The 13,119-nt window shown below is 65.1% G+C and carries 13 protein-coding genes; 7 read left to right on the plus strand and 6 right to left on the minus strand.

From position 1 onward, the window contains the following. Positions 1–10 precede the first annotated feature (10 nt). Together HQ354_RS06315 and HQ354_RS06320 are read right to left on the minus strand one after the other, a co-directional pair. A complete protein-coding gene (locus HQ354_RS06315) occupies positions 11–790 on the minus strand; it encodes an alpha/beta fold hydrolase (RefSeq protein ID WP_167675754.1) in 780 nt (259 codons plus the stop codon). A 29-nt stretch (positions 791–819) separates the two neighbouring features. Beyond that, positions 820–1,758 (minus strand): oxygenase MpaB family protein, encoded by a 939-nt coding sequence (locus tag HQ354_RS06320; protein ID WP_222634402.1) that lies wholly within the window; start codon positions 1,756–1,758, stop codon positions 820–822. Between the two features lie 47 nt (positions 1,759–1,805). On the opposite strand from HQ354_RS06320, the gene HQ354_RS06325 reads away from it, so the two are divergent. Genes HQ354_RS06325 through HQ354_RS06335 form a run of 3 tightly spaced genes read left to right on the plus strand, consistent with a single transcriptional unit; the run spans position 1,806 to position 5,094 of the window. Continuing rightward, on the plus strand, positions 1,806–2,387 hold the full coding sequence (locus HQ354_RS06325) for a TetR/AcrR family transcriptional regulator (RefSeq protein ID WP_068423653.1): 582 nt from the start codon (positions 1,806–1,808) through the stop codon (positions 2,385–2,387). 34 nt (positions 2,388–2,421) lie between these two features. Then, positions 2,422–2,682, plus strand: coding sequence for an acyl-CoA-binding protein (locus tag HQ354_RS06330; RefSeq protein WP_068423517.1), 261 nt, complete (start codon positions 2,422–2,424; stop codon positions 2,680–2,682). A 36-nt stretch (positions 2,683–2,718) separates the two neighbouring features. Further along, positions 2,719–5,094, plus strand: a complete 2,376-nt coding sequence (locus HQ354_RS06335) for an FdhF/YdeP family oxidoreductase (protein WP_167675760.1) — start codon at positions 2,719–2,721, stop codon at positions 5,092–5,094. Between the two features lie 72 nt (positions 5,095–5,166). Here HQ354_RS06335 and HQ354_RS06340 read toward each other — a convergent pair whose 3' ends face one another. Continuing rightward, positions 5,167–5,985 (minus strand): oxygenase MpaB family protein, encoded by an 819-nt coding sequence (locus HQ354_RS06340; protein ID WP_167675763.1) that lies wholly within the window; start codon positions 5,983–5,985, stop codon positions 5,167–5,169. Positions 5,986–6,068: 83 nt separating this feature from the next. Between HQ354_RS06340 and HQ354_RS06345 the strand changes: the two genes are divergently transcribed. Further along, positions 6,069–6,680, plus strand: coding sequence for a TetR/AcrR family transcriptional regulator (locus tag HQ354_RS06345; RefSeq protein ID WP_167675765.1), 612 nt, complete (start codon positions 6,069–6,071; stop codon positions 6,678–6,680). Here the strand turns inward: HQ354_RS06345 and HQ354_RS06350 are convergent. Beyond that, positions 6,677–7,345: a GntR family transcriptional regulator gene (locus tag HQ354_RS06350; RefSeq protein WP_222634401.1), complete on the minus strand. Its 669-nt coding sequence runs from the start codon at positions 7,343–7,345 to the stop codon at positions 6,677–6,679. The genes HQ354_RS06345 and HQ354_RS06350 overlap by 4 nt on opposite strands. After that, positions 7,345–8,487 (minus strand): acyl-CoA dehydrogenase family protein, encoded by a 1,143-nt coding sequence (locus HQ354_RS06355; RefSeq protein WP_068423523.1) that lies wholly within the window; start codon positions 8,485–8,487, stop codon positions 7,345–7,347. The genes HQ354_RS06350 and HQ354_RS06355 overlap by 1 nt, the downstream gene beginning before the upstream one ends. Positions 8,488–8,625: 138 nt before the next feature. On the opposite strand from HQ354_RS06355, the gene HQ354_RS06360 reads away from it, so the two are divergent. Continuing rightward, positions 8,626–10,122, plus strand: a complete 1,497-nt coding sequence (locus tag HQ354_RS06360; RefSeq protein WP_068423524.1) for an aldehyde dehydrogenase family protein — start codon at positions 8,626–8,628, stop codon at positions 10,120–10,122. Between the two features lie 4 nt (positions 10,123–10,126). Then, positions 10,127–11,053, plus strand: a complete 927-nt coding sequence (locus HQ354_RS06365; RefSeq protein ID WP_068423525.1) for an oxygenase MpaB family protein — start codon at positions 10,127–10,129, stop codon at positions 11,051–11,053. On the opposite strand, the gene HQ354_RS06370 is transcribed toward HQ354_RS06365, so the two are convergent. Further along, complete coding sequence (locus HQ354_RS06370) at positions 11,000–12,064, minus strand: S9 family peptidase (protein ID WP_222634400.1); 1,065 nt, start codon at positions 12,062–12,064, stop codon at positions 11,000–11,002. The genes HQ354_RS06365 and HQ354_RS06370 overlap by 54 nt on opposite strands. A gap of 101 nt (positions 12,065–12,165) precedes the next feature. Here HQ354_RS06370 and HQ354_RS06375 point away from each other — a divergent pair, with 101 nt between their 5' ends. After that, the gene (locus HQ354_RS06375; RefSeq protein WP_222634399.1) at positions 12,166–13,113 is read left to right on the plus strand and encodes a DUF808 domain-containing protein; all 948 of its coding nucleotides are present in this window, start codon (positions 12,166–12,168) and stop codon (positions 13,111–13,113) included. Positions 13,114–13,119: the final 6 nt, after the last annotated feature.

The raw sequence follows: 13,119 nt of genomic DNA on the forward strand, positions 1-13,119 counted from the left end.
TTACGTATTTCTATGCACATGCCCGAAGTATGAGGGCCGATGTCTGCTCCGGCTGATCCCAGTGCGGGAAATGCCCGCACTTGTCGAACCAGTGCAGCTCGGCGTCGGGGAACCGCTCCATCGCGACCTTCGCCTCGCTGGGCAACGTCACTTTGTCCTGACGCCCCCAGCCGATGACCACCTTGCCCTGCAGCGAACCCCGCGGCGCACCTTCCTGACGTGGCCCGTGAATCAAAGCCTTGCGCGCGGCGGACAGCGAGGGCGACGCCTCGTCGGAGAACCCGCGTAGCTCACGCAGTACGAGCTCCTGCGGCAACTTCCACGGTGCCGCCGAGAACTGCGCCAGCGCAAGCGTTCTCGTCACGGCATTGCCGGTCACGAAAGGCAGCAACGGCTGAATCCGACTGACCAGCGCCACCGACGCGGTGATCGACGCACCGAACACCTTCACCTGCGTGTCGTTCCAGAAACCACCGGAATCCAGCGATACGACGGTGCCGCGGTGGCCGCGTCGGGCAAGCTCGAGCACCATCCGGGCCCCCATGGAACTGCCGACGACATCCGCGTCGGACAGTCCTTCGGCGTCGAGGAATTCACGCAGCGCGTCGGTCAGCGTCGCGATGGTGACCTCGGGCAGCGGCGGCGTCCGACCGAATCCCGGAAGATCGACGGCGATCACCTGCCGTTCCGCACTCAGCGCGGGCACGATCGGGTCCCAGTTTCGAAAACTGGATCCCAGGCCATGGACGAGCACCAAAGGTTTGCCGGATCCTGTTCTCACGTTGTGCATGTGACGTCAGGTACCCGATACCGGGTGAGCTACACCCGCGGGTTGTAATGCTTGGGGTCGTCGCGTTCCGACAGCGGCGGCAGATTGCGAGCAGGCGTTTCCGGCAACGGACTGTCCGACGCCACCCTCCCGGTCGCCCGGTCCCATCCGGCCCGGCCGCGCGGATGCATGCGGTAGCGACGCGGCACGAACGCGAACGCCGCGTTCACCGCCTTCCCGACGAGCCGGTGTATCCGCTCGTCACGCTGGTTCCAGCTGTAGCCCAACAGATCTCGCACCGGTTGGTCGTACATCCCGACGGTCAACCAGACGAATCCGCGGGCGATGGGAATGCGCAGCACCGACCACACCGGCCCCGGAATCCACGACGCGAACGGCGGGGGCCCGAGACGCGACAGATCCAGCACGTCACGCGTCGCCTTGTTGTCCTCGAGCACGTCGCAGCACATGTGCTTCCAGTAGACCTGGAAGTCCTCCCACGTCTCGGGCACCGGTCGCATGCTCATTCCGTAGAGGCGATACCACTGGATGTGTTCGGCGAACAGTTGCCGTTTCTGCTCGTCGGTGACGCCGCCCATGAAGTGATCCGCGGTGATGATCGTGCCCATGAAGAAGGTCGCGTGCGCCCAGTAGAAGGTGTCGGGGTCGAGCGCGTGGTAGCGCCTGCCTTGCGCGTCGACCCCCTTGATCTCGGCGTGGTAGCCGCGCACCTGAAGCGCCGTCCGTTCGGCGCGGTCGCCGTCGAACACCACGCCGCCGATCGGATAGAGCGAGCGGAACAGCCGCTCCCACCGCTCGTCGAAGAAGCTCGAGTGCTGCTCGACGCCCGCGCCCAGCCCGGGATGCATGTTCTGCATCGACCCGGCCCACACGCCTTGCAGCATGCCGCGCCAATCGCCGAAGTACCTCCACGTCAGCGAGTCGGGGCCGAGTGGCACCGGTCGCTCCTCACCGGACTGACTACGCATGTTGTCAGACTAGGATCTGACAACATGCGTAGTCAATGGTCGCGGCGATGAGCATCGACGATCGCCGCCGACAGAGATTCACGACGCTTCTCGACGTCGGAACGTCCCTGCTCGGCGCCCCGGAAGGCCCATCGGTCAGCGTGCGGGCGGTCTGTCGGGCCGCGAAGCTCACCGAGCGGTACTTCTACGAGAGCTTCACCGACCGCGACCAGTTCGTCCGCGCCGTCTACGCCCAGGTGGGCGAGCGGGCGCGCGCGGCGATCGAATCAGCCGTCGAACACGCGCAGGGCGACGCGCGAGCCGAAGCACCCGTCCGAGCCTTCGTCGAACTCGTGCTGGACGACCCGGCCGTCGGACGTGTCCTGCTCCTGGCCCCCCTTTCCGAGCCTGCGCTCGGCGGCAGCGGCGCCGCGCTCGTGCCGGGGTTCGTCGAGCTGGTACGCGCGCAACTCACCGATCGAGACGCCGACGACGCACAGCTCGTCGCGGTGGGCGTCGTCGGCGCCCTGACGGCGTTGTTCGCGGGCTATCTCGACGGGACCGTCACCGTGCCACGCGAGAAGTTCGTCGCCCACTGTGTGGAACTCGTGTCCGAAGCGGGCCGGAAAACCGGCTCCTTCATGCCATGATCGAGGCCCGCCGACACCCGAGGAGTCACTCACCATGTCCGATCTCGATGCGTCGTTCCAGCAGGCCCAGATCGACGTCAAGACGCTCACGACCAAGCCGAGCAACGACGACCTGCTGAATCTTTATTCGTTGTACAAACAAGGTTCGAACGGCGACGTCACGGGTAAGCGCCCGGGAAGACTGGACATGGTGAACCGCGCCAAGTACGACGCCTGGGCGAAGCTGGAGGGCACCGACCAGGAGTCGGCGAAGCAGTCCTACGTCGACCTGGTCGACCGCCTCCTCGGACGGTAGCTTCTCGGCGCGGATCCCGACTGCGAGAGGATCCACATGCGCGCCGGCAAACACGACGTACGCGACTACGACGAGGCCGATCTCGACATCGAGAAGCCCAAGACCCATGCCGCCGGAGCGACCGCGGTCGCTGTGTCGATGAAACGCGCGCTGGGCCACATGGGCCCGGTGCGCACGGCGAAGACCCTCCTCGACCTCAATCAGGCCGAGGGCTTCGACTGCATGAGCTGCGCATGGCCGGATCCCGACCCCGGCCATCGCCACGTCGCGGAGTTCTGCGAGAACGGCGCGAAGGCGGTCGCCGAGGAAGGGACGACGACACGCGCGACGCCGGATTTCTTCGCCGCGCACAGCATCGCCGATCTCGATTCGCGCAGCGAACACTGGCTCGGCCAGCAGGGTCGCATCACGCACCCGATGGTGAAGCTGCCCGGTGCGCGCTACTACGAACCGATCGAGTGGGACGACGCGTTCCGCCTCATCGGCGACCAGCTGAAGTCTCTCGCCGATCCGACCGAAGCAATCTTCTACACGTCGGGGCGCGCGTCGAACGAGTCGGCGTTCGTGTACCAGCTGTTCGCCCGAGCCTTCGGCACGAACAATCTGCCCGACTGCTCCAACATGTGCCACGAGTCGACGTCCATCGCGTTGCAGGAGTCGATCGGCATCGGCAAGGCGAGCGTGACGCTCGAGGACGTCTACGCGGCCGAGCTGATCGTCATCGCCGGCCAGAACCCCGGCACCAACCACCCGCGTATGCTCTCGGCACTCGAGAAGGCCAAGCAGAACGGCGCGAAGATTCTGTCGATCAATCCGCTTCGCGAGGCGGGACTCGTCAACTTCAAGAATCCACAGACACCACGCGGCATGGTGGGGCCCGGCACCGACATCTCCGACATGCACCTGCCGATCAAGGTCAACGGTGACCTCGCGCTGTTCCAAGCATTCGGCTCACTGCTCGTCGAATGGGACTGCATCGACCGCGACTTCATCGATCGGCACACGAACGGCTACGAGGAATGGAAGGCGCACGTCACCGCCGTCGACTGGGACGTCGTCACGTCGTCGACCGGGTTGACGCGCGAGCAGATCACCGACGCCGCGAAGATGCTGCGTGACTCCAAGGCCACCGTGTTCTGCTGGGCCATGGGCCTGACACAGCACCGCAATGCCGTCGCGACGATCAAGGAAGTCACCAATCTTGCGTTCGCACAGGGCAATATCGGCAAGAAGGGGGCCGGTCTGTTTCCCGTGCGCGGCCATTCCAACGTGCAGGGTGACCGCACGATGGGCATCTGGGAGCGCGTCCCGCAGCACTTCCTGGACTCGATCCAGAAGGAGTTCGGCTTCGACCCACCGCGCGAGCACGGACACGACACCGTCGACTCGATCCGTGCGATGCGCGACGGCAAGGCACAGTTCTTCCTCGGGCTCGGAGGCAACTTCGTGCAGGCGACGCCGGACACCGACGTCACCGCCCAGGCCATGCGCAATCTCGCGATGACCGTTCACATCTCGACCAAGATCAACCGGTCCCATCTCGTCACCGGCGACACCGCGCTGATCCTTCCGACCCTCGGCCGGACCGAGAAAGACGTACAAGCCACTGGGCCGCAATGGATTTCGGTGGAGGACTCGACCTGCTCGGTCCATTCGTCGCGCGGACCGCTGAAGCCCGCGAGCGAGCACCTGCGCTCCGAGGTCGCGATTCTCACCGGCATCGCCGAGGCCGCCATCGGTGATCGGTACGGCATCGACTGGAAAGGCATGCGCGACGACTACCGCCTCATCCGCGAGCACATCTCACGCGTCGTACCCGGGTGTGCGGGGTACGAAGTGAATGTTCGACGCCCGGGCGGTTTCATCCTTCCCCATCCCCCGCGCGATTCGCGGACGTTCGAAACCGAGTCCGGCAAGGGAGAATTCGTCGCGTCGCCGATCGAGGTGCTGCACGTACCCGACGGCCACCTGCTGCTGCAGACACTGCGCAGCCACGACCAGTTCAACACGACGATCTACGGGCTGAGCGACCGGTACCGCGGCATCGAGGGTGGCCGACGCGTCGTCTTCCTGCATCGCGACGACATCGCAGCACTCGGGTTCCAGGACGGCGACTTCGTCGATCTGGTCACGCGCTGGGAGGACGACGACATCGAGCGGTGCGCGTCGAACTTTCGGATCGTCGAGTACGACACCCCGCGCGGATGCGCGGCGGCGTACTACCCGGAGACCAATCCGCTCGTGCCACTGGACTCGACGGCGATGGAAAGCAACTGTCCGACGTCGAAATCCGTCGTGATCCAGGTCGTTCGGGCGGGAACAGCGTGCGAGCCCGTCGGTCACGGCCATCAGGACGACACGGGGTCCGACTGGTCGCACAAGACGCACCCGCAGCCGCATCATCTGAGTTAGGCGCCTTCGGCGCATGTGTCCGGAAATACATAGCGGGCCACGTATTTCCGGACACATGGTGGCGCAGCCGCCCTATACCAACTTCCGCCCCGACCGCATTCGCCGTCGCACGTCCCAGAGCAGGGCGTTGAACGGAAACTGGCGCACGGCGACGGGAGTCATCCGGTTTCCCAGGGCCAGGACTCGCAGCAGGAGCGCGAACCGCCGCTCCTTCACCGGGTCCCACGGCAGCTCCATCTCGTCGCGAAATCGTTGCGGCAGAAAGCCTGTGGTGACGAAACGCATGAACGGTCCGATCAACGGATGCAGCACGGCAGGCTTGACGAAGGTAGCGGACGCGATGCCGTACAGATACCGCCGAACCGTCGCGTCGATGTGCACGTCGTCGAGTGCGGCGTCCCAGTACTTGTCGAACGCGGCACGATCCGCAGGCCACATGTCCTCCGGCATCTGCAGCGTCGATCCCAGAACATGACTGCGGCTGTACATTTCGTCGATGAAGCCCGGCTCGGGCGCGTCGTACAGCGCGAGATAGACGTCCTCGAATCCCCGATACAGGCACGCTGCGACCCACAGCTGGAGCTTCGGATCGAACGCGTTGTATTTCACCGGACTGTCGGCGGTCGACCTCACCGCAGCGTGAGATCTGTCGGTGGCTCTCCGATAGGCCGTCTTCACGTCGTCGTCGGCCATACCGGCAACCGCGAGATACGACAGCGTCGTTCGAGTGCGTTTCATCGGATGCCGGTTGATCTGACCGCTTTCGACGCGGCTCTCGACGACGCCGTAGCCGACGCTGGGATGAGCCAACTGCATGATCACGTTGGCGCCTCCGGCGAGCAGGCCGACGCCCGTCATGGACTTGCGGAGTAGTTCGTTGTCGGCAGTCATCGCTCTCCCCAATGGCGGAATCTGCATACGGGTGTGTTCAGATGACGCTAGGCGCACACGACACGGGGTGTCAAGATGTGCACATGTCCCCGACACCGCGAACCTACGGCGGAGTCGACGGGTCGGCGCGCGTCGCCGAGCGTCGGCGCGTGCTGATCGAGGCGGGCCTCGACCTGCTCGGAACGACCGAGCCCGAACTCAGCGTCCGCGGCGTCTGCCGTACCGCGGGAGTGGCGTCGCGGTACTTCTACGAGAGCTTCGCGGACAAGAACGCCTTGATGGACGCCGTCTACGACCGAGTCGTCGGCGAACTGACGACAGCCACTCTCGCCGCCGTCGCCGCGTCACCGATGTCCGAAGAAGAACGAGTCCATGCGGCCGTGGCGACCGTTGTCCGCATGGTCGCCGAGGATCCCCGACGCGGCCGCCTCCTCTTCTCGGCCACACTGAGCAACGACGTTCTCGCCGCCAAGCGAGCCGAGTCGACTCGCATGTTCGCCGGCCTTCTCGCAGCACAGGCGTCGGAGTTCTACGGCACCACAGGCGATCGAAGCCTGGACCTGACGACGCAGTACGTCGTCGGCGGCTTCGCCCAGGTGCTCACGGCATGGCTCGGCGGTGAACTGGACCTCGACGAGGACGCCGTCGTCGCACAGTGTTCGGACCTGCTACTGGCGGCGGCACCGGAACGCTAGCCCCACACCCCCACGCGTTCGAGGTGCGCGATCAGACGCTCTGCGCCATCCACGAACTGTCGACGCATCAGCTCACCGACCGATTCGAGGTCCCGCCGGGTGAATGCCGCGATCAACGCCTCGTGGCTGCGCACCGCTTCCTCACCCCAGGAGCGGTCCGACGCGTACAGCCGGGCCGGGGTGTAGCGAATCGCACCGAACAGGAACCACGCGAGCTTCGCGCCGCCCGCGACTTTGTTGACCGTTCGATGGAACTCGAATTCGCAGCGCTCGACCGACTCCGCGTCGGCACGCCCGACGGCATCTCGCAGACACCCGTTCAACCCCGTCAGCTGCACTACCTGCTCGGCGGTGATCACCCGCGCCGCACGACGCGCCAGCTTGCTCGCGATCGTGCCCTGCAGCCAGAAGATGTCCTCGATGTCGTCCCGGGACAGCTCGCCGACGCGATAGCCGCGGTGCGGAACCTGCTCGACCAGTCCTTCGCCCCGCAGACACACCAGCGCTTCGCGGACGGGTGTCGCGCTGACGCCCAGTTCGACTGCCGTCTCGTCGATCCGCACGAACGAACCGGGTCGGATGGCTCCGGACATGATCTGCCCCCGGAGGTGGCCGGCAACCTCTTCCGACAGTTGGGGCCTACGTCGCAGAGCGGGTGCGGACATCAGAGCCCGTAGGTCTTTCCGATGATGTCGCGCTGAATTTCGTTGGTACCGCCGTAGATCGACGACACCAGCGTCGTTCGCACGTGCTTCTCCATGTCGAACTCCGTTGCGTAGCCGTACCCGCCCATCATCTGCATGCCCTCGAGCGCAACCTTCTTCGCCGTCTCGGTCAGTTTCAACTTCGCCATCGACGCCTCCCGCGGAAACAGCTTCTGCGGGTTCTCGTCCACGAGTCGAGCGACGTGGTAGACCAGCAGCCGACCGCACTCGATCTCCGTCGCGAGATCCGCAATCCGATGCCGTAGAGCCTGGAACGTGCCGACGGGTCGTCCGAACTGCTTACGCTGCGTGATGAACTCGAGAGTGTCGTCGAACGCCCGCTGTGCGGTGCCGAGCATCATCGCCGCCAGGATCAGACGCTCGATGTTCAGACCTGTCATCAGCTGCGACCACCCCTGGCCCTCGACGCCGACGACCGCGTCCGCGGGCAATGCACAGTCGGTGAAGTACAGATCGTTGACTTCCTTCCCGCCCATCGTCTCGATCCCCACGATGGACAGGCCGTCCGCGTCGGCGGGCACGTCGAACATCGTCAACCCTTCATGCTTCCCGCCTCCGCGCCCGGTCCGCGCGACGAGCAGAATCCGATCCGCGAAATGCGCGTTCGAACACCATGTCTTCTGTCCGTCGATCACCCAACCGTCGCCCGTCTTCTCCGCGCGACAACTCAGATTCCCGACGTCCGATCCCGCCTCCGGTTCCGACATCGAGATCGAGTAGCTGCGACCCGCCACGATGCCGCCGAGCACGGTCTCCTTCTGCGACGCGGTACCGAACTTCTCGTACGCGGCGCCGGTGATCAGGGTCGGTCCGATGCCCCCGATCGGGGCCATGGCCTTGGCTGCCTGCTCGAGCAGAATGCACATGTCGACGGTGCTGCCGTCGGCGCCCCCGTACTCTTCCGGGATCGTTGCACCGAGCCAGCCGAGCGCCGCCATCTTCTCGTACAGCGCCTGGTTGTGGGTGTGCTTGCCGTGGTCGGTGAGGGCATCGCGCTGACCTCGCGTCCCTGCCTCCTTGGCGCAGAAATCTGCGACGGCGCGAGCGAACGACTGCTGTTCCTGCGTGAAATCCGTGCTCATCTTGGCTCCTGAAGAAGGACGATTGGGGGTTGTCTCAGGCCGGATACGGCGCATAGTGTGAGCTCGACAACAGTAAATCACATCAAATATATGTGATGTGACACGCAGATCGCCCCCAGCCCGCGGAGGAAATCGCCCATGACGGACCAGGCCGAACGCACCCCGACTCGTACGTTCGACAGCCTCGACCCACGAACGTCGAACGTCCTCGCCAGCTACCCGGTAGCCGGAGTGAACGAGGTGGACGACGCCGTCGACCGGGCTCGTTCCGCCGCGCGATGGTGGGACGTCCAAGGCTTCACGGGACGCAAGCGTTGGCTTCTCGAATACAAGAAAGCCATCGCCAAGGACGCACAGAGCCTCGCCGACGTCATCGCCGCAGAAACCGGCAAGCCCGACGAGGACTCGCTTCTCGAAGTGATGATGGGCGTCGAACACATCGACTGGGCAGCCCGCAACGCCGAGACGACGTTGAAGCAGCGCAAGGTCTCGTCCGGACTGATCAGTGCGAACCAGCAGGCGTACGTCGGCTATCGACCGTTCGGGGTCGTCGGCGTGATCGGGCCGTGGAACTATCCGCTCTACACCCCGATGGGCTCCATCGCGTACGCCCTCGCCGCAGGCAACGCCGTCGTGTTCAAGCCCAGCGAATTGACGCCGGGTGTCGGCGAATGGCTCGCGCAGAAATGGAATTCGTTGGCCGCGCCGCATCCCGTGTTCCAGACCGTCACCGGTGACGGATCCACCGGTACCGCGCTCTGCCGGTCGGCGGTGAACAAGATCGCGTTCACCGGATCCACCGCCACCGCCAAGAAGGTCATGGCCACCTGCGCCGAATCACTCACCCCTCTCGTCGCCGAGTGCGGCGGCAAGGACGCGATGATCGTCGACGCCGACGCGAATCTCGATGCGGCAGTGGAGTTCGCGACGTTCGGCGCGATGGGCAACGCAGGACAGACGTGCGCGGGCGTCGAGCGCATCTACGTCGCGGCGCCCGTCTACGAGAAGTTCGTCGACAAGCTCGCCGCGTCGGTCACCGCGCTGAAACCGGGTGGAGCGTCGACGTCGTCGTACGGTCCGATGACGCTCGGCAAGCAGAGCGACATCGTGCGCGCACAGATCCAGGACGCGCTGTCGAAGGGCGGACACGCCGTCGTCGGTGGCCTCGATTCGCTGCACGGGCCGTACATCGATCCGGTCGTTCTCACCGACGTTCCCGAAACGTCCACGGCGATCACCGAAGAGACGTTCGGACCGACTGTCGTCGTCAACAAGGTCCGCGACCTCGACGAGGGCATCGACCGCGCGAACGCGTCGTCCTACGGCCTCGGGGCGTCGGTGTTCACGAAGGACCCCGCCGCCGGCCGTCGGGCAGCAGAGAGGCTCGATTGTGGTGTCGTAACGGTCAATTCGGTCCTCGGTTTCGCCGGAATACCTGCACTTCCCTTCGGAGGAACCGGGGATTCCGGTTTCGGCCGTATTCACGGGGCCGACGGTCTCCGCGAGTTCAGCACCGTGAAATCGCTTGCCGTGCAGAAGTTCGCTGCACCGCTGAACCTGCTGACCATGCAGCGCAAGGCGCGTGATCTGAAGATCTCGGCGCTCATGCTGAAACTTCGCCACGGACGGGGATGACCCCATGGACCTCACGCCGGCGCGGGGCCGCTACGGCTGGCTTCGACGTATCGAACAACTCGACCCGGTCGACGACTGCCACACCATCCATCGCATCACCGCGGGATACGAATTCCCGTGGGACTACCAACGAGCGCTCGAATTCGCCCTGTTCCGAACGTATTGCGTGCCGACCATCTCCGCGCTGCTCGAGAAGACCGGCGAGTTCGCGAACCGGCCCCAGAAACGGTACGACGACACCTCGCTGTTGATGGGAGAGATGGTCGAGCACGGGTACGATTCCGCGCGCGGTCGCGAGGCACTGCGCATGGTCAACCGCATGCACGGGCAGTACCACATCGACAACGACGACATGCTGTACGTGCTCACCACCTTCATCTACGAGCCGATCGAATGGATCGACACGTACGGGTGGCGTCGGCTGCATCCCACGGAGCGGCTCGCGACGTTCCACTTCTACCGCAACGTCGGAATGCGCATGGGGATCAAGAACATTCCCGAGTCGTACACCGATTTCGCACGGTTCAAGCTCGACTACGAGGAACGCACCTTCCGTTACACCGACGACAACCACAAGGTCGGCACCTACACACTCGACCTGTTCTGCTCCTGGTTCCCGGCGCTTCTTCGCCCTGCTGTCGAACAGGGCGTCTTCGCGTTGATGGACGACCGGATGGCGAGCGCGTTCGGTTTCCCGGCCGGCTCACCCGTCGTCAAGCGCGCAGCCGTCGCGAGCCTGCGCGCCAAGGCCCGCGCCGAACGCTTCCTCCCGACTCGCAAGAGGCCCCGCACCACCGACGATCCGAAGAACAAGACCTACCCCGGCTACCCGGGGAACTACACCCCGAAGGATCTCGGCGCCATCACGTGTCCCTATTCAAGCGAACGCGCGGTCCACCCACGCGTCGAGAGCGCCGCGGAACTCCGATGACTGCGGTAGCGGTGCGTACATGTCGAAGCCCGTCGTCGGCAGCGGGCCTAGTTCGGCAAGCATGTGCGAGGCGTTCGTGAAACGCGCGTAGTCGACGTCGGTCCCCTGCAGCGCGTCGAACAGCACGTCCGTCTGCCCGCAGGACACGTTGAGATCCTTGTCCGAGCACGTCAGAAGAACATCGGTGCCCGACGGCAACCTCGCGGCCAGCACGGCCGGGTCCAACGCGTCGGCCTCGGTCAGGAACGTGGCGCTCTCCTCGTCGAATCCGATCGGCGCGAGCACCTCGTCGTCCGGGTACGGCAGCGGCTCACCCGCCCGCAACGCCGCGATGGTCTCGTCGAGACGGCCTCGCCACACGTCCGCGTCGGCAGGCGTGGCCTGACCCGACGAGACCGCAAGGTCGAAGTTGCGGTTCAACTGCGCATGCAACAGATCGAAATAGCGAATGGACAGCGGCGCGAGCAGACCGAGCTTGCCGACGGCCACTCCGCGGTCGGCCAGCGCCAACGCCGTCAACCCGCCCTCGCTGTGTCCGAGCACCGCGAAGTCGTCGCCGCTGATTCCGGTGCGCTCGGACAACACTGCGGCCGCTGCCTCGGCCGCGTCGACTTGGTCCGTGAAGCCGGGGGGATCCGCTGGGTCGAGTCCGTCGGTTCCGGTGCGGCCTGCCCCGATCTTGTCGAACCGCAGCGTCGTGATGCCTCGTTGCGCCAACGCGTCGGCGATGTAGGCGATGGTGCTCGGCGAGATGTTTGCGGCCTGCACGTTCCCGTTGCGGTCGATCGGTCCACTACCCGGGAGAAGCAGTGCGGCGCCTCGTGTTTCGCCGACCGAGGGTCGCAGACTGCCGTAGTAGGTGATGCCGTCGGACACGAATTCGACCTCGGTGTCGACGGCAGTGTCGGGCGACCACGGCACGTCGATCGGCGCAGCGGTGGCGGTGGCACCTCCCCCGCAGAGCATCAGAGAAGCAGTCAATCCGACGAGTACACGCGTGGTCACCGACATGGAAGGCATGCTAACAACCTTTCTTGACGAAGTCTTTACCCACAATGTGGGCGGGTATCGTTCGGTGGTATCGCTTCGCACTCTTCACAGGAGGCTCCACGATGGCCGGTGGACTCGTTGCACTGCTGGACGACGTAGCCGCGCTCGCGCGTCTGGCTGCGGCCTCGATCGACGACGTCGGCGCTGCGACCGGACGAGCAACCGCGAAAGCTGCCGGTGTCGTGATCGACGACGCGGCCGTGACGCCCCAGTACGTCCGCGGTCTCGCCGCCGAGCGCGAGTTGCCGATCATCAAGAAGATCGCCATCGGTTCGCTGCGGAACAAGCTGCTGATCATCCTGCCGATCGCGTTGATACTGAGCCAGTTCCTTCCGTGGCTCCTGACGCCGATCCTGATGCTCGGTGGCTGTTACCTCGCCTACGAAGCAGTGCACAAGATCTGGGGTGCACTGTTCGGGCACGGTGACCACCACGCCGAGGACGACGGACCTCGCGACGAGGACAGCGTCGTGTCCGGTGCCGTCCGCACCGACCTCATCCTCTCGGCCGAGATCATGGTCATCGCACTCGACACCATTGCCTCCGAAGGCTTCTGGAGCCGATTGATCATTCTCGCCGTCGTCGCGGTGGTCATCACCGTCGTCGTCTACGGTGTCGTCGGACTCATCGTGAAGATGGACGACATCGGCCTGCGTCTGGCCGAGAAGTCGTCCGGATTCGTCGAGAAGTTCGGACGCGGCCTCGTCAAGGCCATGCCGAAGGTCATGTCGTTCCTCGGCGTCGTCGGCACCGCGGCCATGCTGTGGGTCGGCGGGCACATCCTGCTCGTCGGGATCGACGAACTCGGCTTCCACCCGCTGTACGAGCTCGTTCATCACGGCGAGGACGCTGTCCACGACATCGCCGGCATCGGACCGGTGCTCGCGTGGATCGTCAACACGCTGGCCTCGGCGCTGCTGGGCCTGATCGTCGGAACGATCGTCGTCGTCGCGCAGCTGGGCGTCTCACGCCTTCTTGCGCGCCGCAGGTCCGCCGAGAGCTCCCACTAGGTTCGC

Source organism: Rhodococcus sp. BP-261 (assembly GCF_019835205.1).
Classification (GTDB): Bacteria; Actinomycetota; Actinomycetes; order Mycobacteriales; family Mycobacteriaceae; genus Rhodococcoides; species Rhodococcoides kyotonensis_B.

Excerpts from the sequence above, each read along its gene's own strand:
- HQ354_RS06350 (WP_222634401.1), bottom strand. The coding sequence starts at position 7,345 with ATGTCCGCACCCGCTCTGCGACGTAGGCCCCAACTGTCGGAAGAGGTT.
- HQ354_RS06375 (WP_222634399.1), top strand. The coding sequence starts at position 12,166 with ATGGCCGGTGGACTCGTTGCACTGCTGGACGACGTAGCCGCGCTCGCG.
- HQ354_RS06355 (WP_068423523.1), bottom strand. The coding sequence starts at position 8,487 with ATGAGCACGGATTTCACGCAGGAACAGCAGTCGTTCGCTCGCGCCGTC.
- HQ354_RS06320 (WP_222634402.1), bottom strand. The coding sequence starts at position 1,758 with ATGCGTAGTCAGTCCGGTGAGGAGCGACCGGTGCCACTCGGCCCCGAC.
- HQ354_RS06335 (WP_167675760.1), top strand. The coding sequence starts at position 2,719 with ATGCGCGCCGGCAAACACGACGTACGCGACTACGACGAGGCCGATCTC.
- HQ354_RS06330 (WP_068423517.1), top strand. The coding sequence starts at position 2,422 with ATGTCCGATCTCGATGCGTCGTTCCAGCAGGCCCAGATCGACGTCAAG.
- HQ354_RS06365 (WP_068423525.1), top strand. The coding sequence starts at position 10,127 with ATGGACCTCACGCCGGCGCGGGGCCGCTACGGCTGGCTTCGACGTATC.
- HQ354_RS06325 (WP_068423653.1), top strand. The coding sequence starts at position 1,806 with ATGAGCATCGACGATCGCCGCCGACAGAGATTCACGACGCTTCTCGAC.
- HQ354_RS06360 (WP_068423524.1), top strand. The coding sequence starts at position 8,626 with ATGACGGACCAGGCCGAACGCACCCCGACTCGTACGTTCGACAGCCTC.
- HQ354_RS06345 (WP_167675765.1), top strand. The coding sequence starts at position 6,069 with ATGTCCCCGACACCGCGAACCTACGGCGGAGTCGACGGGTCGGCGCGC.
- HQ354_RS06370 (WP_222634400.1), bottom strand. The coding sequence starts at position 12,064 with ATGTCGGTGACCACGCGTGTACTCGTCGGATTGACTGCTTCTCTGATG.
- HQ354_RS06340 (WP_167675763.1), bottom strand. The coding sequence starts at position 5,985 with ATGACTGCCGACAACGAACTACTCCGCAAGTCCATGACGGGCGTCGGC.
- HQ354_RS06315 (WP_167675754.1), bottom strand. The coding sequence starts at position 790 with ATGCACAACGTGAGAACAGGATCCGGCAAACCTTTGGTGCTCGTCCAT.